This window comes from Devosia ureilytica (genome assembly GCF_024273195.1).
Classification (GTDB): Bacteria; Pseudomonadota; Alphaproteobacteria; order Rhizobiales; family Devosiaceae; genus Devosia; species Devosia ureilytica.
This window is the reverse complement of sequence record NZ_JAMZCU010000006.1, coordinates 117,017-139,164: the sequence shown is the minus strand read 5'-3', so window position 1 is coordinate 139,164 and position 22,148 is coordinate 117,017. Positions and strand designations below refer to the sequence as shown.

25 protein-coding genes are annotated in these 22,148 nt (G+C 62.4%); 12 read left to right on the top strand and 13 right to left on the bottom strand.

Annotated elements, in window-relative coordinates; all coding sequences use genetic code 11:
- Nucleotides 1-4: 4 nt before the first annotated feature.
- The 9 genes from NIM87_RS15715 to coxB form a co-directional block, all read right to left on the bottom strand.
- Nucleotides 5-1,267, bottom strand: coding sequence for a M16 family metallopeptidase (locus tag NIM87_RS15715; RefSeq protein ID WP_254675647.1), 1,263 nt, complete (start codon nt 1,265-1,267; stop codon nt 5-7).
- Between the two features lie 51 nt (nt 1,268-1,318).
- Nucleotides 1,319-2,710, bottom strand: coding sequence for a threonine synthase (thrC, locus tag NIM87_RS15710; protein ID WP_254675646.1), 1,392 nt, complete (start codon nt 2,708-2,710; stop codon nt 1,319-1,321).
- Between the two features lie 72 nt (nt 2,711-2,782).
- Complete coding sequence (locus NIM87_RS15705) at nt 2,783-3,565, bottom strand: SURF1 family protein (RefSeq protein WP_254675645.1); 783 nt, start codon at nt 3,563-3,565, stop codon at nt 2,783-2,785.
- Nucleotides 3,566-3,627: 62 nt separating this feature from the next.
- Nucleotides 3,628-4,464 (bottom strand): cytochrome c oxidase subunit 3, encoded by an 837-nt coding sequence (locus NIM87_RS15700; RefSeq protein WP_254675644.1) that lies wholly within the window; start codon nt 4,462-4,464, stop codon nt 3,628-3,630.
- A 2-nt stretch (nt 4,465-4,466) separates the two neighbouring features.
- Entirely contained in the window at nt 4,467-5,033 is a 567-nt protein-coding gene (locus NIM87_RS15695; protein ID WP_254675643.1) for a cytochrome c oxidase assembly protein, read from the bottom strand.
- Complete coding sequence (locus NIM87_RS15690) at nt 5,033-5,218, bottom strand: hypothetical protein (protein WP_254675642.1); 186 nt, start codon at nt 5,216-5,218, stop codon at nt 5,033-5,035. Before NIM87_RS15690 ends, NIM87_RS15695 begins: the two co-directional genes overlap by 1 nt.
- Before the next feature lies 1 nt (nt 5,219).
- Nucleotides 5,220-6,149, bottom strand: a complete 930-nt coding sequence (locus NIM87_RS15685; protein WP_254675641.1) for a heme o synthase — start codon at nt 6,147-6,149, stop codon at nt 5,220-5,222.
- Nucleotides 6,150-6,214: 65 nt separating this feature from the next.
- Entirely contained in the window at nt 6,215-7,909 is a 1,695-nt protein-coding gene (gene ctaD, locus NIM87_RS15680) for a cytochrome c oxidase subunit I (protein WP_254675640.1), read from the bottom strand.
- A gap of 21 nt (nt 7,910-7,930) precedes the next feature.
- Nucleotides 7,931-8,845, bottom strand: a complete 915-nt coding sequence (gene coxB, locus NIM87_RS15675; RefSeq protein WP_254675639.1) for a cytochrome c oxidase subunit II — start codon at nt 8,843-8,845, stop codon at nt 7,931-7,933.
- A gap of 328 nt (nt 8,846-9,173) precedes the next feature.
- Here coxB and NIM87_RS15670 point away from each other — a divergent pair, with 328 nt between their 5' ends.
- Together NIM87_RS15670 and NIM87_RS15665 are read left to right on the top strand one after the other, a co-directional pair.
- Entirely contained in the window at nt 9,174-9,674 is a 501-nt protein-coding gene (locus NIM87_RS15670) for an invasion associated locus B family protein (protein WP_408640085.1), read from the top strand.
- Between the two features lie 19 nt (nt 9,675-9,693).
- Nucleotides 9,694-9,939 (top strand): PilZ domain-containing protein, encoded by a 246-nt coding sequence (locus NIM87_RS15665; protein ID WP_254675638.1) that lies wholly within the window; start codon nt 9,694-9,696, stop codon nt 9,937-9,939.
- A 157-nt stretch (nt 9,940-10,096) separates the two neighbouring features.
- Here the strand turns inward: NIM87_RS15665 and NIM87_RS15660 are convergent, their stop codons facing one another.
- On the bottom strand, nt 10,097-10,360 hold the full coding sequence (locus NIM87_RS15660) for a YjiS-like domain-containing protein (RefSeq protein WP_254675637.1): 264 nt from the start codon (nt 10,358-10,360) through the stop codon (nt 10,097-10,099).
- Between the two features lie 159 nt (nt 10,361-10,519).
- On the opposite strand from NIM87_RS15660, the gene NIM87_RS15655 reads away from it, so the two are divergent.
- The 6 genes from NIM87_RS15655 to NIM87_RS15630 are packed head-to-tail and all read left to right on the top strand — an operon-like array spanning nt 10,520 to nt 15,139.
- Nucleotides 10,520-11,407 (top strand): LysR family transcriptional regulator, encoded by an 888-nt coding sequence (locus NIM87_RS15655; RefSeq protein ID WP_254675636.1) that lies wholly within the window; start codon nt 10,520-10,522, stop codon nt 11,405-11,407.
- A gap of 51 nt (nt 11,408-11,458) precedes the next feature.
- Nucleotides 11,459-11,737 (top strand): type II toxin-antitoxin system RelE/ParE family toxin, encoded by a 279-nt coding sequence (locus NIM87_RS15650; RefSeq protein WP_254675635.1) that lies wholly within the window; start codon nt 11,459-11,461, stop codon nt 11,735-11,737.
- The gene (locus tag NIM87_RS15645) at nt 11,712-12,056 is read left to right on the top strand and encodes a HigA family addiction module antitoxin (protein WP_254675634.1); all 345 of its coding nucleotides are present in this window, start codon (nt 11,712-11,714) and stop codon (nt 12,054-12,056) included. Before NIM87_RS15650 ends, NIM87_RS15645 begins: the two co-directional genes overlap by 26 nt.
- A 39-nt stretch (nt 12,057-12,095) precedes the next feature.
- Nucleotides 12,096-13,712, top strand: a complete 1,617-nt coding sequence (gene xseA, locus NIM87_RS15640) for an exodeoxyribonuclease VII large subunit (protein ID WP_254675633.1) — start codon at nt 12,096-12,098, stop codon at nt 13,710-13,712.
- Nucleotides 13,713-13,760: 48 nt separating this feature from the next.
- A complete protein-coding gene (locus tag NIM87_RS15635) occupies nt 13,761-13,982 on the top strand; it encodes a DUF2093 domain-containing protein (RefSeq protein WP_254675632.1) in 222 nt (73 codons plus the stop codon).
- 2 nt (nt 13,983-13,984) lie between these two features.
- Nucleotides 13,985-15,139 (top strand): glycosyltransferase family protein, encoded by a 1,155-nt coding sequence (locus tag NIM87_RS15630; RefSeq protein WP_254675631.1) that lies wholly within the window; start codon nt 13,985-13,987, stop codon nt 15,137-15,139.
- 10 nt (nt 15,140-15,149) lie between these two features.
- Here NIM87_RS15630 and NIM87_RS15625 read toward each other — a convergent pair whose 3' ends face one another.
- Nucleotides 15,150-15,389, bottom strand: coding sequence for a DUF4170 domain-containing protein (locus NIM87_RS15625; RefSeq protein WP_254675630.1), 240 nt, complete (start codon nt 15,387-15,389; stop codon nt 15,150-15,152).
- A gap of 3 nt (nt 15,390-15,392) precedes the next feature.
- Nucleotides 15,393-16,247 (bottom strand): 3'(2'),5'-bisphosphate nucleotidase CysQ, encoded by an 855-nt coding sequence (locus NIM87_RS15620; RefSeq protein WP_254675629.1) that lies wholly within the window; start codon nt 16,245-16,247, stop codon nt 15,393-15,395.
- Nucleotides 16,248-16,501: 254 nt separating this feature from the next.
- Between NIM87_RS15620 and NIM87_RS15615 the strand changes: the two genes are divergently transcribed.
- Entirely contained in the window at nt 16,502-17,017 is a 516-nt protein-coding gene (locus NIM87_RS15615) for a DUF6101 family protein (protein ID WP_254675628.1), read from the top strand.
- Between the two features lie 76 nt (nt 17,018-17,093).
- Here NIM87_RS15615 and ubiA read toward each other — a convergent pair whose 3' ends face one another.
- The gene (gene ubiA / locus NIM87_RS15610) at nt 17,094-18,026 is read right to left on the bottom strand and encodes a 4-hydroxybenzoate octaprenyltransferase (protein ID WP_254675627.1); all 933 of its coding nucleotides are present in this window, start codon (nt 18,024-18,026) and stop codon (nt 17,094-17,096) included.
- 474 nt (nt 18,027-18,500) lie between these two features.
- Between ubiA and NIM87_RS15605 the strand changes: the two genes are divergently transcribed.
- The 3 genes from NIM87_RS15605 (at nt 18,501) to purD (ending at nt 22,119) form a co-directional block, all read left to right on the top strand.
- Nucleotides 18,501-19,250 carry a 16S rRNA (uracil(1498)-N(3))-methyltransferase gene (locus tag NIM87_RS15605; RefSeq protein WP_254675626.1) on the top strand — a complete coding sequence of 250 codons (750 nt, stop codon included), beginning with the start codon at nt 18,501-18,503 and terminating at the stop codon, nt 19,248-19,250.
- A 161-nt stretch (nt 19,251-19,411) separates the two neighbouring features.
- Nucleotides 19,412-20,782, top strand: coding sequence for a glutamate--cysteine ligase (locus tag NIM87_RS15600; protein ID WP_254675625.1), 1,371 nt, complete (start codon nt 19,412-19,414; stop codon nt 20,780-20,782).
- Between the two features lie 65 nt (nt 20,783-20,847).
- Nucleotides 20,848-22,119, top strand: coding sequence for a phosphoribosylamine--glycine ligase (gene purD / locus NIM87_RS15595; RefSeq protein WP_254675624.1), 1,272 nt, complete (start codon nt 20,848-20,850; stop codon nt 22,117-22,119).
- Nucleotides 22,120-22,148: the final 29 nt, after the last annotated feature.

Genomic DNA, 22,148 nt, shown 5'->3' with positions numbered 1-22,148 from the left:
GAGGTCAGCGCTTGAGGGTCTCGCCGATGCTTTCCACATCGGCAAGGCGGCTGATCGGACCGATGCCCGCCAGGCTTGGCGTGCCGGAGGTGAAAATCTGCTCGGCCACATCGCGCACGCGCTGGGCGGTGATGCGGTTGATGCGTTCGACCGTCTCGGCCATGTGGATCGGGCGGCCCCAGAGGATTTGCTGGCGGGCCAACTGGCCGGCACGGGCCGAGGGGCTTTCAAGCGACATCAACAGGCCGGCGCGGATCTGGTTGCGCACGCGCACCACTTCCTCATCGGTGATGGTCTCGGTGGCCCGGCGCAGTTCGTCGAGCACCACGGGCACCAGTTCGCTCACTTCGTCCTCGCCGGTCGCCGCCGCAACGCCAAAGACGCCGCTGTCGGCAAAGGCCCAATGGAAGGAATAGACCGAATAGCAGAGGCCGCGCTTTTCTCGGATTTCCTGGAACAGGCGCGAGCTCATGCCGCCGCCAAGGATCGAGGCCAGCACCTGGGCCGCGTAAAAGCCATCAGAGTTATAGGCCCTGCCCTCGAAGCCGAGGACAATGTGGGCCTGCTCGTGATCGGAGATCAGCCGCTCCTGCCCGCCCCGATATTCGGCGCGCTGCGGATCGGGGGCGCCATTGGGCGCAAGGTCAGCGTAGCGCTCGCGCGCCACTTGTACCAGATTATCGTGATCGACATGGCCGGCGGCGGCGATGACCATATGGTCGCCCACATAGTTGCGGCGCATGTATTTGCGCACCGTCTCGGGCGTAAAGGCGCGCACCGAATCCACGGTTCCCAGAATGGTGCGGCCGATGGGCTGGCTGGGGTAGGCCGCTTCCTGAAACAGATCGAAAACGTGATCATCAGGATTGTCGCGGGCGGCGCCAATTTCCTGGACGATCACCTGTTTTTCGCGCGCCAGCTCATCGTCCTCGAAGGTCGAATTCTGCAGGATATCGGCCAGGATGTCGGCGGCCAGGGCCACGTCTTCCTTGAGCACGCGGGCGAAATACCCCGTGTGTTCGATGGAGGTGGCGGCGTTGAGATCACCACCGACATTTTCGATGGCCTCGGCGATCTGCAGCGCGGAGCGGGTGCTGGTGCCCTTGAAGGCCATGTGTTCAAGCAGGTGCGAAACACCATGTTCGGACTTGCGCTCGGAGCGTGCGCCGGCCTTTACCCAAACACCAAGCGAAGCGCTTTCGAGATGCGGCATGTCATCGGTGAGGACCACCATGCCATTCTCAAGGGTCGTTGATCTTACGCTCACACTGGTCCTCCCGAACCGCTAGCCTTGCGACCGCGGCCCCTTTCGTGTCGTTCAAGCGCGGCTGCGGGCCACGATGAAGTCCTCAATCAGGCGCTGGTCATTGGCCAGAACCGTGACCCGTTCGGGTCGTTCGTAGAGATTGCCGAGCCAGGCCGGCAGAGCCGGCTCAATGCCCGAGGCTTCCGCCACGGCGGCGGGGAATTTGGCTGGGTGCGCTGTCGCCAGCGTAATCATGGGCGTGCCGTCATGCGGCTGGCTGCGCGCGACGCCCACGCCCACGGCAGTATGTGGATCAAGCAGATAGGACGAGGCCTTGTGCGTCTGTGCAATCACCGCCCTGGTCGCGGCTTCGTCGGTGGTACCGGCAGCAAAGTCGCGACGAATGGCGGCAATGGAGGTTTCCGGCAGGTCAAAGCCGCGGGACTGCTTGAGCCCCGCCATCATGCGATTGACCGCATCGGCATCGCGACCGGCACTTTCAAACAGCAGCCGCTCGAAATTTGAGGAGATCTGGATATCCATGGATGGGCTGATGGTGGGGGCGACGCCCGTCATCTCGTAGCGGCCGGTGTCGAGGGTGCGGCGCAGGATGTCATTGGCATTGGTGGCAATGACCAGCCGCTCGATGGGCAAGCCCATCGCCTTGGCGCAATAGCCGGCAAAAATGTCCCCGAAATTGCCGGTGGGCACGGTGAAGCTGACCTTGCGGTGAGGCGAGCCGAGCGCCGCCGCGGCGGTGAAGTAGTAGACGATCTGCGCGACAATGCGGCCCCAGTTGATCGAATTGACGCCCGAAAGGCGCACGCGATCCCGGAAGGCGTGGTTGTTGAACATGGCCTTCACCGCGTCCTGGCAATCGTCAAACGCGCCCTCGAGCGCGATATTGTGGACATTGTCGTCCAGCACCGTGGTCATCTGCCGGCGCTGCACTTCGGAGGTGCGCCCCTTGGGATGGAGGATGAAAATATCGGTGGTATCGCGGCCGCGAAAGGCTTCGATTGCCGCCGAGCCGGTGTCGCCCGAGGTGGCGCCGACGATGGTTGCCTTGAGGCCGCGTTCGAGCAGGATATGATCCATGACGCGGCTCAGGAACTGCATCGCCACGTCCTTGAAGGCCAGCGTCGGCCCATGGAACAGCTCAAGCACGAAATGGCCCGGCTCCAGCTCCAGCAGCGGCGTCACCGACGGGTGACGGAAGGTGGCATAGGCCTCCTCAAGGATGGACTTGAGCTTTGCCGCTGGAATTTCACCCTCGGTGAAGCGCGAGATGATCGCATAGGCAACATCGGCATAGGGCTTGCCGGCAAAGCTGGCGATTTCGTCGGCGCTCACCTGGGGCCAGGATGCGGGCACATAAAGCCCACCATCGGCGGCCAGACCGGCCAAAACTGCATCAGAGAAGCCGAGCGCAGGCGCCTGGCCGCGCGTGGAAACAAACTGCATCGAGGGGAAAGGCCCTTTTAGAATTGTTGCAACCTAGTCAAAGCGTGCCGTGGCCGCAAGGTTTTGACAGCATCACGGATGCGTCCGCTCCCGACGGGACTGGCGCCAGAGCCAGCCGCCCAGCATGACCACCGCGACAATCGCAAAGCCATACCATGTCAGCGCATAGCCGAAATGGTTGTTGGAAAAGCTGACCACGGTTTCTCCGCCCTGTGGCATGTCGCCCGCGCCAGCGGCCAGCAGATCGACGTAAAAGGGCGCGACCGGGGCCAGCGCCGGGTCGATCATGGCGGCCAGCCGTTCGGGGTTGCGCACCCATTCGACGCGGTCGGACATGTTCGGCTCGGGCGCCATGAAGCCGACCTGCTCGCCCGGACGGAACAGGCCGGCGATGGTGATGCTGCCGGGATCGTCACCATGCAGGTCGCCGAGCGCTGCCTGCTCCTGATAGTCCTGGGGTACGAAGCCGCGATTGACAAAGACCGTGCCGCCCTGGTCGAGCACGAAGGGCGTCACCACCCAATAGCCCGGCCCGGAAAAGCGTCCGCGCGCGTTGGAAAGGCTGGTGAAGACGGTGACGGTCTGGGTGTAGCGATAGGCGCCGGTGAGGGTAACGGGCTGGAAGTTCCAGGCATCGAGATCGAGGCTGGTCCAGTCGGCCGCGGCGGGCGCCGGCACCGGCTCGGAGGTCAGCCGCTGGTCGACAGCCAGCATCAGGGCTTCCTTGTCCTCCAGCCGCGCCATCTGCCAATTGCCGAGAAACACGCAGGTGACGGCCAGCGCCAGCATCAGGGCGGTGAACAGCCAGTCACTCCAGCCCAATGGGGATCGGCGCGCCGCTTCAGCCTTGGTCATTGAGGGTCTCCAAAGAAAAAGGGCGCAGCCAAGCCGCGCCCCTGTTCGATTGCGAGCTGGGCCTAGTGGCTCAGCGCCACGCCCCAGCTGCCCCAGACATAGACCGAGGCAAAGAGGAACAGCCACACCACGTCCACGAAGTGCCAGTACCAGGCAGCAAATTCAAAGCCCAGGTGACGCTCGGGGGTCATCTGACCCATGTAGATGCGGACCAGACACACGGCCAGGAAGATGGTGCCGATCAGCACGTGGAAACCATGGAAGCCGGTCGCCATGAAGAAGGTCGCGCCATAGAGGTTGCCCGAGAACGAGAACCCGGCATGGGAATATTCAAGGAACTGCACGAAGGAGAACAGCATGCCCAGGGCAACGGTCAGCCAGAGGCCGTATTTCACGCCCTGGCGGTCGCCTTCAAGCAGGGCATGGTGCGCCCAGGTGACCGTCGTGCCCGAGGTGAGCAGGATCAGCGTATTGAACAGCGGCAGGTGGAAGGGATCGAACAGCTCGATGCCCATCGGCGGCCAATGTCCCCCGGTGAAGCCGACGCGAGCATATTGCTCGATATCGTCGACACGGAAGAAGCCATCGAAATAAGCCCAGAACCAGGCGACGAAGAACATCACTTCGGAAGCGATGAACAGCATCATGCCGTAGCGATGGTGCATCTGCACCACCGGGGTATGGCTCACGCCGTCATTGGCTTCCTTGGTGACATCGGACCACCAGGCGTAAAAGCTGTAGAGGACGCCGGCAAAGCCGATGAAGAACAGCCAGGGGGTCCACTCCTGCATCCAGGCGACGGCGCCGATCATCATGACCAGGACCGCGACAGACATCACGAACGGCCAGGGGCTCGGCTCGACCATGTGGTAGTCATGGTTCTTTTCAATGGCGGACATGTTCAGCTTCCCTCACTGTCTGAAGCGTAGAATGTATAAGAGAGCGTGATCTCTTTGATGGTGTTGAGCTCGCGGTTGTCGTCGATATCGGGATCGACAAAAAACACGATTGGCATTTCCACCGTTTCACCGGGCTGCAGCGTCTGCTCGGTGAAGCAGAAGCATTCGATCTTGTTGAAATAATACCCTGCCTTTTCGGGCACGACATTAAAGATCGCCTGGCCGGTGACCGGCTTGTCGGAATTATTGGTGGCGATGTAGTTGACCGTATCGACGCGGCCAATCTGATCGGTGATCGAGGCGGCGGGGGTCACGGTCCAATCGAGTGCCTGATCGACATTGACGTCGAACCGCACCTTCATTTCCCGGGCGATAACGCCCTTGGGGTTGTCGGATGCCACCTGAGTGGTGCCGCCAAAGCCGGTGACCTGGCAGAACAGCTGATAGAGCGGGACCGATGCAAAGGCGAGGCCAACCATGCCCGCCACCACCATGGCCAGAACCAGCGCCAACCGCTTGTTGCGGGCGCCCTGGTGCTGGTGGTGGAAGGGAGCGGTTGCGTCAGCCATTACATTGCCCGGTCAAACAGTGCCGGACCCATCTTGAGAATGGTCAGCACGTAAAAGGTCAGGGCGAAAAGCGCGAGGGCGGCGGCCAGGGCAATGGAACGGCGGCGGCGCTGCTTGCGGAAAGCGGCGGCCTGTTCTTCGGTCATGCCATTGGGGGCCAGCTTGGCGCCAGTGTGTTCAGCCATTTCAGATTACTCCCAGGCGCATGGCGATGTGATCGGTAAAGAGCGCCAGGAACAGGACGAACAGATAGCTCAGGGAATAGGTGAAAACAGTCCGGGCCGTGCGGCGCATGGACACATCGTTTGGCGCCCGCAGCAGGCGTAGCGCCAGCCAGACAAAGCTGAGGCCGGTGACCGCGGCGACAACACCGTAGATCCATCCCGAAAAGCCGAGAAGATTCGGCAGGAGACTGGCGGCAGCCAGGACCACCGAATAGCCGAAAATCTGCCACTTGGTGGAGGTTTCGCCGGCGACATTGGGCATCATCGGGATGCCGGCGGCGCCATAGTCGCTCTGCTTGTAGAGCGCCAGTGCCCAGAAGTGGGGTGGGGTCCAGAGGAAGATGATGAGAAACAGCGCGAAGCTTTCCCAGCTCAGCGTGCCGGTGACCGCGGCCCAGCCGACCATGGGCGGGAAGGCCCCGGCAGCGCCGCCAATGACGATGTTCTGCGGCGTCGAGCGCTTGAGCCACATCGTATAGACGACGGCATAAAAGAAGATGGTGAAGGCCAGGAACCCGCCGGCCACCCAATTGGTGGCAAGGCCCAGAAGCGTCACCGAAAACACCGAGAGGATCAGCCCGAAGGACAATGCCTCGCCCGGGGTCATGCGACCTGCCGGGATCGGACGGTTCTGCGTGCGGCTCATGATGGCGTCGATGTCAGCATCGTACCACATGTTGAGCGCGCCCGAGGCCCCGGCGCCGATGGCAATGCAGGCTATGGCGATAAAGCCGATCAGAGGATTGATGCCGCCGGGCGCCACCAGAATGCCGACCAGGGCGGTAAAGACCACCAGCGACATGACGCGCGGCTTGAGCAGGGCGAGGTAATCCTCGACCCGCGCACCGCCTGCATAGGCGGAGACTTCGCTGCTGTCGTCAATAAGAGCCACTGGTCTTTCCTTTTAGGAGCGAACCGCACCGAAGCGCGATCCGCTGAAGTCTGTGTGCGGGACGCTTAGTGCGCGTCCTTGCTGTCAATCTTGGGCAGCGTCGAGAACTGGTGGAACGGCGGGGGCGAGGACAGGGTCCACTCCAGCGTCGTTGCACCGTCGCCCCACGGATTGTCACCGGCAGGACGCTTCTTCCGGCTGGCTTCCCAGGTGGCGTAGAAGAAGATGATCATCGCCACGAAGGTCACGTAGTAGCCAATCGAGGAGACGCGGTTCCACAGCGCAAAGGCATCGGGGTAGTCGATGTAGCGGCGCGGCATGCCTGCGAGGCCGAGGAAGTGCTGCGGGAAGAAGATCAGGTTCACGCCAGCGAACATGACCCAGAAGTGCAGCTTGCCCAGGAACTCGTTGTACATGTAGCCGAACATCTTGGGATACCAGTAGTACCAGCCGGCAAAGATCGAGAACACGGCGCCCAGCGAGAGCACGTAGTGGAAGTGTGCCACCACGTAATAGGTGTCGTGGAGAGCCCGGTCGGCGCCGGCATTGGCAAGCACCACGCCCGTCACACCACCAACGGTGAACAGGAAGATGAAGCCGATGGCCCAGAGCATGGGCGTGCGGAAAGTGATGGAGCCGCCCCACATGGTGGCGATCCAGGAGAAGATCTTCACGCCCGTCGGCACCGCGATGACCATGGTGGCGGCCACGAAGTAGCGCTGAACATCAAGGCTCAGGCCGGTGGTGTACATGTGGTGCGCCCACACGACGAAACCGACGAAGCCGATGGCGACCATGGCATAGGCCATGGCCATGTAGCCAAAGATCGGCTTGCGGCTGAAGGTGGAGACGATGTGGCTGACAATGCCGAAGCCCGGCAGGATCATGATGTACACTTCGGGGTGGCCGAAGAACCAGAACAGATGCTGGTAGAGCACCGGATCGCCGCCGCCTTCAGGATTGAAGAAGGTGGTGCCGAAATTGCGGTCGGTCAGCATCATGGTGATGGCGCCAGCCAGAACCGGCAGGGCCAGCAGCAGCAGGAAGGCGGTCACCAGCACGGACCAGGCGAACAGCGGCATCTTGTGCAGCGTCATGCCCGGAGCGCGCATGTTGAGGATGGTGGTGATCAGGTTGATCGCACCCAGGATCGAGCTGACGCCAGCGACGTGCAGCGAGAAGATCACAAAGTCGGTCGCCGGACCCGGATGGCCGGTGGTCGAGAGCGGCGGGTAAGCGGTCCAGCCGCCGCCAAAGCCAAGCGCGCCGGCAGGGCCTTCAAAGAACATCGACAGCACGGTCAGGATCAGCGCCGGCGGCAGCAGCCAGAAGGCCACATTGTTGATACGCGGGAAGGCGGTATCGGGCGCGCCCACCATCAGCGGGGCGAAATAGTTGGCAAAGCCACCCATGGTCGCCGGCATCACGGTGAAGAACACCATGATCAGCGCATGAGCCGAGACGAACACATTGAACATGTGCTTGCCCGCGTCGATGGCGCTGTCACCCTCCAGGCCATAGGCCATGGCCGCAAGGCCGTGGAAAATCTGGATGCCGGGTTCCTGCAGTTCAAGGCGCATGGCGCCCGAGAGCAGGCCGCCGATCACGCCGGCGATGATCGAAAACACCAGGTACATGATCCCGATGTCTTTGTGGTTGGTCGAATAGACCCAGCGCCGCCAACCCGTGGGGGTGTGGTGATCGTGACTGGCGTGGTCGTGCCCGGTGGCATGGGCCTCGAGGTTTGCAGTGTTTGCCATTTTTGTTCCCCTGACCCTGTCTTACAGCGCCGGCAGCAAGGCAGCTGCGGTGGCGTAATCACGGCTTTCTTCGAAGGCCGCGATGAAGGTTGCAAATTCTTCAGCGCTCACGACGCGGACGGCGATGGGCATGAAGGCATGGTCCTTGCCGCACAGCTCCGAGCACTGGCCATAATAGAGGCCGGTTTCGCGGGCGTTGAACCAGGTTTCGTTGAGGCGGCCGGGCACGGCGTCGATCTTGATGCCGAAGGACGGGACCGCGAAGGCGTGGATCACGCCCGAAGGGCTGGCCGTGATCTGCATGCGCACCGTGGTATCGACCGGAACGACCAGCTCGTTGTTCACGGCCAGGAGACGCGGCTGACCGGGCTTAAGCTCGGCGATTTCGGCTTCGGAGAGAATGTTGGAGTCAAAGGCGACACCCTGATCCACATATTCGTAGTTCCAGTACCACTGCTCGCCGGAGGCCTTGACGGTCAGAGTGGCTTCGGGAACCTCGACTTCTGCCGAGAACAGGTTGGCGCCCAGATATTTGCGCTCGCCATCGGGGACGGTCAGCTGGTCGGAGAGCACACCGAAGGAGGGGATGGCGATAACCGCCAGGATGAGGATCGGCACCACCGTCCAGATCACTTCCACCAGTGTATTGTGGGTGAAGCGCGCCGGCACCGGATTGGCCTTGGCGTTGAACCGCACGACAATGACGATGATCAGGGCCAGTACGAACAGGACGATCAGCGTGATCGTCCACATCAAGACGCCATCATGGAAAGCCACGATGGAGTCCATGATCGGGGTCACCGATTCCTGAAGGTGGAACTGACCCGGCTCAGGATGGCCGCGACCAACGTCCTGGGCCGAGGCCATTGTCGGCACCAGCGCCATTGCGGCTGCTGAAACGGCACCCATCTTCCTAAAGAACTGCCCGGTCACCATATACCCCCTATCGACATGTTCTGGCGGCGTGCACCGAATTTGGAGGGGGTTATAGCGGCATAGCGAACGCCGCCCCGACTCAACTTCGGAGCGCAAAACTCGTGCCTGACCTAAATCACATTGCTTTGGCTGAGTCTATTCCGGCCTTGGCGCTCCACGCTGCGGCAAATTGGTGCCCATTTCGGGTGCCACCGCCTCACCTGTGCCGTAGTTTCCTTTGAAAACCTGCCGGAATCCCGGGCTTTGGTTGACAGGGTCGGACACGTGTCCGAAACAAAACGAAGCCATGTGCATAGCGCTCGATTCGGCAGGAGCAATGATAGAAGTGATGGTCTGGGCAAAGCGGCTTGGTGTGCTTGGTGCGATCGGAATGTCCCTGCTGGCGGCTCCGGCCATGGCGCAGGGCACGGTGCGCGCCGAATATGGCGACTGGCAGATGAGCTGCGACACGCCGCCCGGCGCCAGCTTTGAGCAATGCGCCATCATCCAGAATGTGCTGGCCGAGGATCAACCCAATGTCGGGCTTTCGGTGATCGTCTTGCGCACGGCCGACCGCGAGGCGCGCCTGTTGCGCGTGCTGGCGCCGCTCGGGGTGTTGCTGCCAAATGGCCTGGGGCTCAATGTCGATGGCACCGACCTGGGCCGCGTCGCCTTCGTGCGCTGCCTGCCCAATGGCTGCATTGCCGAGGTTGAAATGGACGAGGACATCATCAAGGTGCTCTCCGAGGGGACCAGCGCCATTTTCGTGGTGTTCAAGACCCCCGAGGAGGGCGTCGGCATCCCGGTGTCTCTCGAGGGATTTGCCGAAGGCTTTGCCGCCCTGCCCTGACCAGCGCTGGAGACAATCAATGAGCGATGAACCTCGCGACAGCCAGCGGCATCGCACCCTCAAGGGCGGCAAGATCGTCGTCAATGATGGGTTCTCCACCTTTGACTGCACCATCCGAAACATGTCGGAAGCCGGCGCCAAGCTGGTGGTGACCAGTTCGCTGCCGATTCCAAATCGGTTCGAGCTGGCCATGCACGATGGTCGCCGCTTCTCCTGCGAAGTGGCCTGGCGCACCGAGACCGATATCGGCGTGCGCTTTCTCTAAAGCTTCAGATAAAAAAAGGCCGGACGCGTGCGCAGCACGGCCCGGCAAGTCGTCAGGAAACGGAACCGGCGGCAAAACCGGTCCTGGAGATGGGACGCCCACGGGAAAAGTGTTCGTCCCAACGGGGAGGCAGCCGCCACGACGGCCGCAATCTGGATCAGGGATGAGCGCTGCGCGCCCGCGCCGCATTCAGCACCATGCCGGGGGTCCGGCCGCTGGCTGCGGACATGGCGTCGGCGATATCGGCATGGGTGATGCCAAGATCGCGGAGCCGCGCAGGGTCCATGGCCAACAGGTTCCGCAGCGCGGTTCGGCGGGCACGGGCAGCTTTGGCCCGGGCAAACCAGGCAATCAGGGCACGAAGGGGATGAACGTGCGAGCCAGCCGCGACTGACCGCTCGCCGGACAGCGAGAGAGCCATTTCAAGTCTCCAGAAACATGGGAAGCCGCCGGAGGGAGACCGGCGGAGCATCGGAGCATCGGCGCATCGTTGTACCGATAATCATGAGATAGCGCGCTGGACTTCCATTCGTCCAACAAATAGATTTCATCTCAATGATCAATTTGCGTGATGGACACCATGGTAGCCCCGTTGGACCTCGATCAGTTGCAAAGCTTCTGCGCCATTGCCGATTGCGGCAGCTTCACGGAAGCAGCGCGGCGGGTGAACAAGACCCAGTCTGCGGTTTCGATGCAGATCAAGCGGCTCGAGGAGCGGCTTGGCCATTCCCTGCTCACCCGCGACGGGCGCAGCGTCAGCCTGACCCATCATGGCGATCTGCTCTATGAGCGGGCCCGCAAGATGCTGCGCACCAATGCGGAAATTCTCGATCATTTCAATGATGGCGACCTGGCCGGCTCGATCCGCTTCGGCGTGCCGGACGATTATGCCGTGCGCCTTCTGCCGGTGATCCTCTCAAGCTTCCAGCGCACCCATCCCAAGATTGCCGTGGATGTCGCCTGCATGGCGTCGGAAGAATTGCTCACCGGCATGCGCGCCGGGCGTTACGATCTCATCGTCTTCACCCAGGGCACCGACCATAATTTCGGTGAACTGTTCCGCACCGAAAAGATGTTCTGGGTGTCGAGCCATGGTGGCCGGGCGCTGGCCAGCGAACCGCTCGCCATTGCCTGCGGTCCCAATTGCTGCATCTGGCGCAAGGACGCCATGGAGCAGCTGGAGCGCACCGGTCTCGACTATCGCGTCGCCTATACCTCGTCCAATGCCACCGCAATTTCCTCGGCGGTGCTGTCCGATCTGGCCGTCGGGTTCTTACCCGAAAGCGCCCTGCAGCCAGGCATGCGCGTGATCGGCGATGAATATGGCCTGCCCCGCCTGGCCGACGCGCAGATCGCCCTGATGCGCGGCAGCCACGCCTATGGCGGCATTTACGACGCCCTCGCCAATCACATCGTCCAGTCCATGGGCAATCTGGAACGCCCCGAGCAGGCGGAGGCGGCCGAGTAGCGACTGTAAGCGGATTGTTGACAGATGTAAGCAAAATGCTTACACAAATCCATGATCCGTAGCTTTCGGCACAAGGGATTGGCGGAACTTTGGGAGAGTGGCCGGTCCGGCAAGCTTGATCAGAAGTTGCTGCCCCGCATTCGGCGGCGCCTACAGGCGCTGGACATTGCCGTTGCCCCCGAGGGCCTCAATGTCCCAGGTTTCAACTTTCACTCCCTGCGCGGTGCCCCGCCCGTGCGCTACACAATTCACGTCAATGGACCGTGGTGCATCACGTTTTCATTTGATGACAAGGATGCGATCGATGTCGACTTCGAACAATATCACTGAATCCATTCCGGCTGTACGCGGCGATTGGTGTCCTCCGCATCCAGGCGAGTTGTTGGCCGAGGATGTCATTCCTGCGACGGGCAAGAGCAAGTCAGAGATAGCTCGGTTGCTGGGGATTTCTCGCCAGCACCTTCATGACATTCTATCCGAGCAGAAGCCCGTATCAGCAGAAATGGCCGTGCGCTTGGGGAAACTTTTTGGCAATGGGCCTCGCCTCTGGGTTGGCATGCAAATCGCGTACGACACCTGGCATGCTGAGCGCAGTGTGGACGTGAGCCAGATCCCCACCCTGCCGACCCACAACGACGCGGCCGAGTAGCGCCTTGACCCGTTCCGCGCTTTGGCGCACCGGAGACGCATGTCTCAGCTTCTGACCAATGCCTCCGAGTTCACCGTTTCCGAGATCGCCCAGGCGGTAAAGCGCGCGGTCGAGGATGAGTTTGGCCATGTGCGGGTGCGGGGTGAAATCTCGGGGTTTCGCGGCCAGCATTCCTCCGGTCACGCCTATTTCACGCTCAAGGACGATGCGGCCTCCATCGACGCGGTGGTGTGGAAGGGCAGTTATGCAAAGCTCGCCTTCAAGCCGCAGGAAGGGCTGGAGGTGATCGCCACCGGGCGGTTGACCACTTTCCCGCGCTCCTCGAAATATCAGATCGTCATCGAAAATATCGAGCCGGCCGGCGCCGGTGCATTGATGGCGTTGCTTGAGGAGCGGCGCAAGAAGCTGTTGGCCGAGGGTCTTTTCGCGCGTGAGCGCAAGCGGGCCCTGCCCTATCTGCCGCGCGTCATCGGCGTCATCACCTCGCCCACTGGCGCCGTCATCCGCGATATTCTGCATCGTCTCGACGACCGCTTCCCCAGCCATGTGCTGGTCTGGCCGGTGCGCGTGCAGGGCGAGACCTGCGCGCCCGAGGTGGTCAATGCCATAGAGGGCTTCAACGCCTTCCTGCCCAATGGGCCAATCCCCCGGCCTGATCTGCTGATCGTGGCGCGCGGTGGCGGCTCGATCGAGGATCTGTGGGGCTTTAATGAAGAAGCGGTGGTGCGGGCCGTGGCGGCCTCTGGCATCCCCGTCATTTCGGCAGTGGGTCACGAGACCGATACGACACTGATCGATTATGCCTCGGACATGCGGGCGCCGACACCCACGGCCGCGGCCGAAGCCGCCGTGCCGGTGCGGGCCGAGTTGATCGCCTATGTCGATGACCAGGGCGCCCGCCAGCGCCAGGCGGCGCGGCGGAGCCTCGCTTCGCTCAAGGATCGCTTGCGGGCCGCCGGGGCTGGCCTGCCCCGCCCGGCCGATCTCGTCTCGACGCAGCGCCAGAGCCTTGACCTTGCCTCGAGTGAGCTTTCCGGCGCGCTTCGGCATTTTGTCCAGGCCCGCCGCATCGCCTTTTCCAACCTGTCGGCGGCGATGCAGCCGCGCCTGGTGCGTCAGCGCCACGCCGAATTGGGCGAGCGTCTCATCAATCTGGGGCGCCGGGGGCAGTCGGGTCTCGTCAAAACCGTCGAACGGGCGCGCCTTACCTTCGATCCCGCCTCGCGCCGCCTGCCGGGGGCCGTCGCAACCTCGCTGGAACGCAAGCAGACTGCCCTCGCCCGGCTGTTGCCGCGGCTCTCCGCCCAGCCGTTGCGCGCCGAGCTGCGCCATGCCCGGGGCCAGTTGTCGCCGCTGGACCAGCGCTTGGGCCAGGCCGGCAGCCAGCTGACCCTTGGACGCCGCCAGCAATTGGGGCAATTGGGCAAGCTTCTGGAAACCCTGAGTTATCGCAATGTCTTGGCACGGGGCTATGCGCTGGTGCAGGACGAGGCCGGCAATGTGATCAGCAGCCAGGCCAATGCGCGGCCCGGCGATGCGCTGAACCTGACTTTTGCCGATGGCGAAGTGGGCGTTGTGGTGGCGGGCGCCCCGGCACTGCGCCGCAAGCCGAGCCGATCAGGCCCGGATAACGGTTCTCAGGAAAGTCTCTTTTGATGGGCCCGATAGCCATCTATACCCATTGCCAAGGCAAGGAGTGAGCTCATGAACATCTTCGACAAGGGCTTTGCCCCCGCGGAGGCCAGTTTACGCTATCTCGATGGCGACTATGTCGTGCTCAAGCCGGGTAGCTTCGTGCGCTGCGCCATCTCCGGCAAGCCGATCCCACTTGATGAATTGTTCTATTGGAGCGTTGATCGGCAGGAGGCCTATGCCGATGTGGTCGTTGCAAACGAGGCTCTCGAACGCTTCGGCCGGGGCAACTAGGGGTGAGTGAGGTTGCGTCGCGTCAGCGCTTCCTGATCATTTCCAACGGACACGGCGAAGATGCCATTGCAGCCCAGCTGATTGCCCAGTTCCCGCCCCAGGTTTCCGCCGAAGCCTATCCGATGATCGGCAGCGGCAAGGCCTATGATGGCATCTGTCCGATTGTCGGGCCGCGCGCGACCCTGGCTTCCGAAGGCTGGCGCAATGTCAAAGGCTCGCTGCGCCGCGACGTGGTCAATGGCGGGCTGCGCACCATCCCACCGGCCCTGAAGTTCCTGCGGGCCATGCGCGGCCGCTATGATCGGATCATCGTGGTGGGCGATATGGTGGGCGTGCTCGCCTGCCTTTTCACCGGCAATCGCGATCTCGTCTATCTAGACGTCTACAAGACCGGCGCCGCGCGGCTTTATTCGGCGCTGGAGCGGCAGGCCATCAAGCGCGCCTGTGCACTGGTGTTCTGCCGGGCCGAGGCGCTGACCGTGCCTTTACGCCAGAGCGGGGTCGACGCCCGGGCCGCTGGCAACCTGATGATGGATACCATTCCGCGCGGCGACTATGACGCGGCGAGCCGGCGCAGCCAGCCGCTGGCGGTAACGCTCCTGCCCGGCAGCCGTGCCCTCACCGGAGAAAGTTTCGCCCTGCAGATCGCGGCCCTGCGGCGCCTGCCGGCCGAAAAGCGTCCCGATATTTTCCTGGCGGTCGCGGGCAGCGTCGGGGTCGAGGAGCTGGCGAGAGCCGCGGGCCTCACGCGCGTGCCCATGCTTTCGAGCGAACCCGATGACCTGGGCACGCTGAGCGGGGATGGCCTCGTCGTCCACATGGCGCGCGGCCGGGCCATGGGCAATCTGCTTGATCAGTCCGATGTCGTGCTGAGCCAGGCCGGCACCGCCAGCATTCAGTCGCTGGGGCTGGGCAAGCCGGTCATTACTTTCGTCAATCCGCGCGACCGGCGCTCGCGCTTCGAGGATGAGCAAAAGCTGTTCGGCGCTGCCCGCGTGGTGGTCGATGCCGAAGCGGGCAATGTCAGCATGGCGCTGGGGGATCTCCTCGGCAATGCCGAGGAGCGGGCGCGTCTGGGGGCCATTGGCCGCGAGCGCATTGGCGGGCCTGGAGCCCTCGACGAGATCCTTGGGGCGCTGGGATTATCCAGCGCCTGAAGGCAAACGCTTAGGCGCCAGCGCTTTCGGGATCGAGCAGGCGGTGCAGGTGGACGATGAAATAACGCGTCTGCGCACTATCCACCGTCTGCTGGGCCTTGGCGCGCCACACTTTTTCGGCCGCCGCATAATTGGGATAGACGCCGACGATGTCGACCTTGTCCAGATCGGCGAAGGTCACACCTTCCAGGCTCGAAAGTTCGCCACCGATTACCAGGTGCAGCAGTTGCTTGTCGGTCTTGTCAGCCATCGGTCAGTCCCGCGTTTGAGGCAATTGGGTTTGGGCCAATGCGGCATCGTCTGCTGGCGGGCAGCCATAGACCTTGAGCAGTGCCGCATGGACCACGGGTTTTAGGCTCATGTCGCCCAGCGCCGCAAGCGCCCCGTGACGCACATCTCGTTTGTTCAATTGAGGGAACCCGACGCAGACATCGGCAAAATCCAGCCCGCATTCGGCGAGGATCACCGCAGCGCCTGCGATATCCCAATCCTGCGCGCCACGGCGCGCTACCGCGGCATCCAGCCGCCCGGTGGCGACCTGCACAAGGCGATAGGCCAGCGAGGGATAGGCCGGTCCGCGGGCATAATCGAGCCCTGACGCCTGCAATTCCTGATGCACCGCGCCTGGCGCCGGGATCAATGGCGCATCACCAGCGCGGCGCGAGCGGGTCAAGGGCTTGCCATTGAGCCTGGCGCCACCGCCCTTATAGGCGTCGTAGAGTTCATCGAGCGCCGGAGCAAAGACCACGCCTGCCACCGGCACGCCGTTTTCGACCACCGCCAGCGATACGCTCCAATAATCCTCGCCACGGAGAAACGCCCGCGTGCCGTCGATGGGATCGACCACGAACACTCGTTCGCAATCCAGGCGGCTGGGATTGTCGACCGTTTCTTCGCTCAGCCAGCCATAGCTGGGGCGGGCCTGCAATAAATTGGCGGCCAGGAACCGGTCGACCACGATATCGGCCTCGCTCACGGGCGAAGCGTTCTCCTTGGTCCAGCTCTTTATATCCCGCCGGAAATAGCTCGATGCGATAATGCCGGCCGCCACCGCCGTAGAGCGGAGCAGTTCGAGATCATCATCATAGGGTGGAGCGTAAGCGGGCATTGTGCGCGCCTTTTAGAGCATCGCGTGAGCTTTGGACAAGAGCGGCGGGGCGGGGCGGAAAAATGGCAGGGTAAACAGGCTGCCAAGCGACTGGGTTAACCGCTCATAACTAGGTGCAACACCCTGCTAACCCTCCGGGAAAACAACATAAATTTAACCGAACCGATTAAGGGGGCAGGTAAGCGGGTGCGCTAGATTGCCCATACAAACGGAGCGCAAAAAACAGCTCTCGAAGTTACAGGAAGGCATCAAAAATGGTTCATGGCGTTGCGATGGAAGGTTCGTCAGTGGTTCTGGCCTTCGGCCGCCCGGCTCTGGCCGAGCGCCGCTTTACCGCGGCCAACGACAATGGTCCCAAGGATCCGGTCAAGACCGTGACCGTTCGCAAGCAGCTGGAAAACAGCGGCGTTGCGGTCAAGATCAAGGTCCCGGTTACCGAATTTATCGGCGTGGCCGTGGCCACCAGCATTTCCGAGGACGGGCAGCTGACCAGTTCCATCGAGCTGGTCCATTCCGACGCCGAGCTGAACTACAAGGTGTTCGAGGAAGAGGGCAATCACAACGTCGTCGCCGAATGGCAGAACTGGGGCAAGAAGCTCCGCCTGCCGCTGTTCATCAAGGCCGGCGACGGTGCCTATATGCCCTATGGCCAGCAGGTCGATGGCGTCATGTTTGGTGGCGCAACCCCGCGCCGCAAGCTGGCTGCCGAAGCCTCGCGCCGCCCGCGCTTTCTCAATCGCCGCAAGCCCGGCCAGGCCGACGCGCACTGATTAACTTGCCTCCAAAGCAAGCCCTAAAAGGGTCAACCGGTGGTGCGGTTGGCCCTTTTGGCTTTTGGGCGCCTGTTTACCAGACCCAGTCGGCCAGCAGGGCCAGGGTCAGCACCACACCGACGAAATGGTTATTCTTGAAGCGGATCAGCGGATTTTCCGGGACCGTGGCGTCCAGCGTCCAGAGCTGCCAGGCCAGAAGGCCGGCGGCCACCAGCGAGATGACCGAGAAGATCATGCCGCCACCAGCCATCAGCGCGGCCACGTTCCAGAGTACAAAGGCGCCCGCATATAGCGTCGCCACCGCCGGACGGACATTAGCGCCAAACAGGCGAGCCGTGGATTTCACGCCGACCAGCGCGTCATCCTCGACATCCTGCAGTGCATAGATGGTGTCATAGCCGATAACCCAGAGGATGGTGCCGGCATAGAGCACCAGCGGCGCCCAGCCCAGTGCGCCGGTCTGGCTGGTCCAACCCACCAGCGCGCCATAGGAAAAGGCCAGCCCCAGGAACAGCTGCGGCCACCACGTGATGCGCTTCATGAAGGGATAGATGGCCACAAGCCCCAGCGACGCCACCCCCGCCCAGACCGTGAAGCGGTTGAACTGGAACAATACCGCAGAGGCCAGCAGCGCCTGCGCCACAAGGAAATAGGTCGCCTCGGCCGCGCTCACCTGGCCCGAGGGGATGGGCCGCGAGCGAGTGCGGGCCACTTTCATATCGATGTCGCGGTCGACAATGTCGTTAAAGGTGCAACCCGCGCCGCGCATCAATACGGCGCCGATGAACATCAGCAGCACCGCGCCCCAACCAAAACCGAACAGCGGCTCGGCCACCGCCGCCAGCCCGACACCCCAGGCGCAGGGCCAGAACAGCAGCCAGAAACCAATCGGCCGGTCCCAGCGGGCCAGCCGCCCATAAGGCTTGACGGCTTCGGGCGCATAACGATCAAGCCAATTGTCCTGCTGCGCGTCGGCAACGGTGCCGGTGGGATTTGGGGTGTTCATAGTCCACCTGCTGGTGCGTTTTGCCCCTCATAGCGCCTGACGCTTCATGGAGCCACCCCCTCACCCGTCTCGGCCGAAGGCCGATCCACCCCTTTCCTCGAGAGGGCTAGATCATTTCACACTCAGGCGGACGCGGTTCCATCGCCTCCCTCCCCCTTGTGGGCTTCGACCCGTCCCGAAGGGCAAACCTCTCCGGTGGAGAGGTTTGAGGAGAGAAGGACTGAGGGTGGGGGTGTCGGCATGTCCTCTTGCTCGGAGCCTTTGGAGGTCGCGTCACCCCCACCCCAGCTCTGCTATGGCCTGTCGGCCTAGCGTCGCTACCCTCCCCACAAGGGGGAGGGAGGAAAGAGGGCAGCGCGTTCAGCTAAACGTGAAACGGGCTAGGATTAAGAGGCGTGCGCGCAGCGCCGGATGAGGGGTTGCTGGTATGAAAACGGCAACTATGGTGGGCAGACTAGCAACCAGCGAATATCCATGCCCCGATCTCATGCCCATCTTGCCCGCCTGTTCGTCGAACCCGATCTTGCCGCCGGCGGCAATCTGACGTTGGGGAAGGATCAGTCGCTCTACCTTGCTGCGGTCCTGCGCAAGGGCGTGGGCGACGAGGTGGTGCTGTTCAATGGGCGTGACGGCGCCTGGCTCTGCCGGTTGACCGGTGATTCCAAGAAATCGGTTACCCTCGAAATCATCGAACAAATCGCGCCGCAAACGCCGAAATCCGATTTCTGGTATGGCTTTGCGCCGCTCAAAAGCGAGCGGCTGGATTATGTTGTCCAGAAGGCTGTCGAAATGGGCGTGGGCACGATCCAGCCGGTGATGACCCAATTTACCCAGGTGCATCGACTCAAGCCCGACCGGTTGAGCGCCAATGCCGTGGAGGCTGCCGAGCAATGCGAAGTGCTCAACGTGCCCGAAATAGCCGCTGAAATCAGCCTCGACCGGCTGCTGGCGGACTGGCCGGAAACGCACGGCACCCGCACGCTTCTATTCGCTGACGAGGGCGAGGCGTCGTCATCGCCGGTGGCGGCGCTGGAACGCTTGGCTGGCCAAAGCATTGGCCTGTTGATCGGTCCTGAAGGCGGATTTTCCGACGCGGAGCGCGAGAAACTGCATGCGCAACCTTTCGTTATCCCCATCAGCCTTGGCCCCAGAATCCTGCGGGCCGACACCGCTGCGGTGGCCGCAATGGCACTCATTCAGGCGATCATCGGTGATTGGCGATAAAAGGCGATTGCTTTCCGCCTTGCTGTCGCTATTTTGCCGCCCCAACGGAGCATCCGCCCCTGAATGGCGAATGCCTCGATTTTGATCGTCGCGTTTCCGAACCGAAAAAGTGATAGCCACTTTTTCTGGAAACGCTCTTAACCCTCATCCAAGAGGACTTCATGGCCGGCGCCGACACCCACTCGCCCCAGATCTCAACGCGGGCAGACCTGATCGAGGCCATGTCCCGTGGCTGCAAGCCCGCTGACCAGTGGCGCATCGGCACCGAGCACGAAAAGCATGTGTTCCACACCGATCCGCTGCGGCCGGTCGCCTATGAGGGCGAGCAGGGAATTCGCGCGCTGCTCGATGGCATCGAAAAGGAGACCGGCTGGCACCCCTTCTATGATGGGGACAATCCAATCGGCCTGAGGAACAACGAGATCGCCGGTGGCATTTCGCTCGAGCCGGGCGGACAGTTCGAGCTCAGCGGTTCGCCCATGGCGGACCTGCATGGCACAGCCGCCGAGCTGGCCGAGCATATGGCCGTCACAAAAAAGGTCGCGGCGCCGCTCGACATTCACTTCCTGGGCCTGGGCGTCACTCCGCTTTGGGCGGTGGACGAGATCAAGTCCATGCCCAAGTCGCGCTATGCGATCATGACCAAATATATGGGCGAGACCGGCACGCTGGGCACATCGATGATGTATCGCTCGGCCACGGTGCAGACCAATCTCGATTTTTCAAGCGAAGCCGACATGGTCAAGAAGCTGCGCGTGTCGCTGGCCTTGCAGCCCGTGGCTACGGCGCTCTTTGCCAATTCGCCCTTCGCCAATGGCCGCGACACCGGCTATCTCAGCTTCCGCAGCGAGATCTGGCGCAATACCGACGATAACCGCACCGGCATGCTGCCCTTCGTCTTCGACCACGGCTTTGGCTTCGAGCAATATGCCGATCATGCGCTTGATGTGCCCATGTATTTCGTCATTCGCGACCACAAATATATCAATGTCGCCGGCGAAAGTTTTCGCGAGTTTCTCGAAGGACGCCTGCCGCAATTGCCGGGCGAGAAGCCGACGATCAAGGATTGGGAGGACCATCTCTCGACCCTGTTCCCGGAAGTTCGGCTGAAGCAGTTCCTTGAAATGCGCGGCGCCGACATGGGTGACGAAGCCCATGTGGTAGCGCTGTCGGCCTTCTGGACGGGCCTGCTCTACGACGAGATTTCGCTCGAAGCCGCCTGGGAACTGGTCAAGGACTGGACCAACGAGCAGCGCGAGCACCTGCGCCGCGAGGTTCCGCGCCTCGGCCTCGCCACCCCGTTCGACCGCTCCAGCATTTTCGATATTGCCGCCCAGGCTGTGGGCATTGCCGAAGCCGGCCTCGTGCGCCGCAATCGCCTCAATGCCAAGGGCCAGGACGAAACCATCTATCTGGCGCCGCTGGAGGAAACCGTCCGCAGCGGCAAGTCCCCCGCCGAGCGCTGGCTGGAGAAATTCCACGGCGAGTGGAATGGCGATATCACGCCGATCTTCAAAGCAGCCGAGATGTAGGCTTCCCCCTTGCCTCCCCCGCCGCTCTCGTGCATCACGCGCGCAGCAAGGTACGGAGGCAGCACATGCGCGTAATGGTCATCGGTTCGGGTGGACGCGAGCATGCGCTGGCCTGGAAGATAGCGCAGTCACCGCTGGTTGAGGCGCTGTTCGTGGCGCCGGGCAATGGCGGCAGCGAAAAGATCGCCACCAATCTGGCGGTGGACATCAACGACCATGCCGCCGTGATCGCTGCCGCCCGCGACAATGGCGTGGACTTCGTGGTTGTCGGGCCTGATGCGCAGGTTGTGGCGGGGTTGGGTGACGATGTGCGCGCCGCCGGGATCACCTGCTTCTGCCCCTCGAAAGAGGCCGGGCAGTTGGAAGGCTCGAAAAGCTTCACCAAGGCGCTGTGCGACGAATTCGATATTCCCACCGCCGCCTATGGCCGGTTCGAGGATGAGGCTTCGGCGCTGGCCTATCTGTACACCCAGGGTGCGCCCATTGTGATCAAGGCCGATGGCCTTGCTGCGGGCAAGGGCGTCACCGTGGCGATGAGCGTCGAAGAAGCCGAAGAAGCGATCATCGATTGCTTTTCCGGCGCGTTCGGTGCTTCGGGGGCTTCGGTGGTGATCGAGGAATTCATGGAGGGCGAGGAGGTCAGTCTTTTCGTCCTGACCGACGGCAAGGACCTCTTGCCGCTCACCACCGCCCAGGACCACAAGCGCGCCTTTGATGGTGACAAGGGTCCCAATACCGGCGGCATGGGCGCCTATTCGCCTGCCCCGATCATGAGCCGCGACATCTATGATCAGACCATGGCCCGTATCATTGCGCCGACGGTGCGCGGCATGGCCCAGCGCGGCACGCCCTATGCCGGAGTGCTCTATGCCGGGCTGATGCTGACCGAGAACGGTCCCAAGCTCGTCGAATACAATGCCCGCTTCGGCGACCCGGAAACGCAGGTGATGATGCTGCGCATGGAAAGCGACATCGTCCCCCTGCTTCATGCCGTCGCGACGGGCACCCTGGCCGGGCACGATGTGACCTGGAAAAACGCGTTTGCATTGACGGTCATCATGGCGACCAAGGGTTATCCGGGCGACTATGGCAAGGGCAGCGAAATTTCCGGCGCCGATACCCTCGATAGCGACACGCTGACCGTCTTCCACGCCGGAACGAAGCGCGAGGGCGAACGTTTACTTGCCAATGGTGGGCGCGTCCTCAATGTGACCGCGCTCGGGGCATCGGTGAAAGAGGCACAGGAACGTGCTTACAGAGGCGTGGACGCAATTGTTTGGCCAGAAGGCTTTGCCCGACGCGACATCGGGTGGCGTGAAATCGCCCGCGAAAGCTGAACCATTCTTCAATCTTACTGCTCTAAGCT

Coding starts and splice junctions, on each gene's coding strand:
- thrC (WP_254675646.1), bottom strand. CDS start 2,710: ATGCAGTTTGTTTCCACGCGCGGCCAGGCGCCTGCGCTCGGCTTCTCT.
- NIM87_RS15705 (WP_254675645.1), bottom strand. CDS start 3,565: ATGACCAAGGCTGAAGCGGCGCGCCGATCCCCATTGGGCTGGAGTGAC.
- NIM87_RS15700 (WP_254675644.1), bottom strand. CDS start 4,464: ATGTCCGCCATTGAAAAGAACCATGACTACCACATGGTCGAGCCGAGC.
- NIM87_RS15695 (WP_254675643.1), bottom strand. CDS start 5,033: ATGGCTGACGCAACCGCTCCCTTCCACCACCAGCACCAGGGCGCCCGC.
- NIM87_RS15690 (WP_254675642.1), bottom strand. CDS start 5,218: ATGGCTGAACACACTGGCGCCAAGCTGGCCCCCAATGGCATGACCGAA.
- ctaD (WP_254675640.1), bottom strand. CDS start 7,909: ATGGCAAACACTGCAAACCTCGAGGCCCATGCCACCGGGCACGACCAC.
- coxB (WP_254675639.1), bottom strand. CDS start 8,845: ATGGTGACCGGGCAGTTCTTTAGGAAGATGGGTGCCGTTTCAGCAGCC.
- NIM87_RS15670 (WP_408640085.1), top strand. CDS start 9,174: ATGGTCTGGGCAAAGCGGCTTGGTGTGCTTGGTGCGATCGGAATGTCC.
- NIM87_RS15665 (WP_254675638.1), top strand. CDS start 9,694: ATGAGCGATGAACCTCGCGACAGCCAGCGGCATCGCACCCTCAAGGGC.
- NIM87_RS15660 (WP_254675637.1), bottom strand. CDS start 10,360: ATGGCTCTCTCGCTGTCCGGCGAGCGGTCAGTCGCGGCTGGCTCGCAC.
- NIM87_RS15655 (WP_254675636.1), top strand. CDS start 10,520: ATGGTAGCCCCGTTGGACCTCGATCAGTTGCAAAGCTTCTGCGCCATT.
- NIM87_RS15650 (WP_254675635.1), top strand. CDS start 11,459: ATGATCCGTAGCTTTCGGCACAAGGGATTGGCGGAACTTTGGGAGAGT.
- NIM87_RS15645 (WP_254675634.1), top strand. CDS start 11,712: ATGTCGACTTCGAACAATATCACTGAATCCATTCCGGCTGTACGCGGC.
- xseA (WP_254675633.1), top strand. CDS start 12,096: ATGTCTCAGCTTCTGACCAATGCCTCCGAGTTCACCGTTTCCGAGATC.
- NIM87_RS15635 (WP_254675632.1), top strand. CDS start 13,761: ATGAACATCTTCGACAAGGGCTTTGCCCCCGCGGAGGCCAGTTTACGC.
- NIM87_RS15625 (WP_254675630.1), bottom strand. CDS start 15,389: ATGGCTGACAAGACCGACAAGCAACTGCTGCACCTGGTAATCGGTGGC.
- NIM87_RS15620 (WP_254675629.1), bottom strand. CDS start 16,247: ATGCCCGCTTACGCTCCACCCTATGATGATGATCTCGAACTGCTCCGC.
- NIM87_RS15615 (WP_254675628.1), top strand. CDS start 16,502: ATGGTTCATGGCGTTGCGATGGAAGGTTCGTCAGTGGTTCTGGCCTTC.
- ubiA (WP_254675627.1), bottom strand. CDS start 18,026: ATGAACACCCCAAATCCCACCGGCACCGTTGCCGACGCGCAGCAGGAC.
- NIM87_RS15605 (WP_254675626.1), top strand. CDS start 18,501: ATGCCCCGATCTCATGCCCATCTTGCCCGCCTGTTCGTCGAACCCGAT.
- NIM87_RS15600 (WP_254675625.1), top strand. CDS start 19,412: ATGGCCGGCGCCGACACCCACTCGCCCCAGATCTCAACGCGGGCAGAC.
- purD (WP_254675624.1), top strand. CDS start 20,848: ATGCGCGTAATGGTCATCGGTTCGGGTGGACGCGAGCATGCGCTGGCC.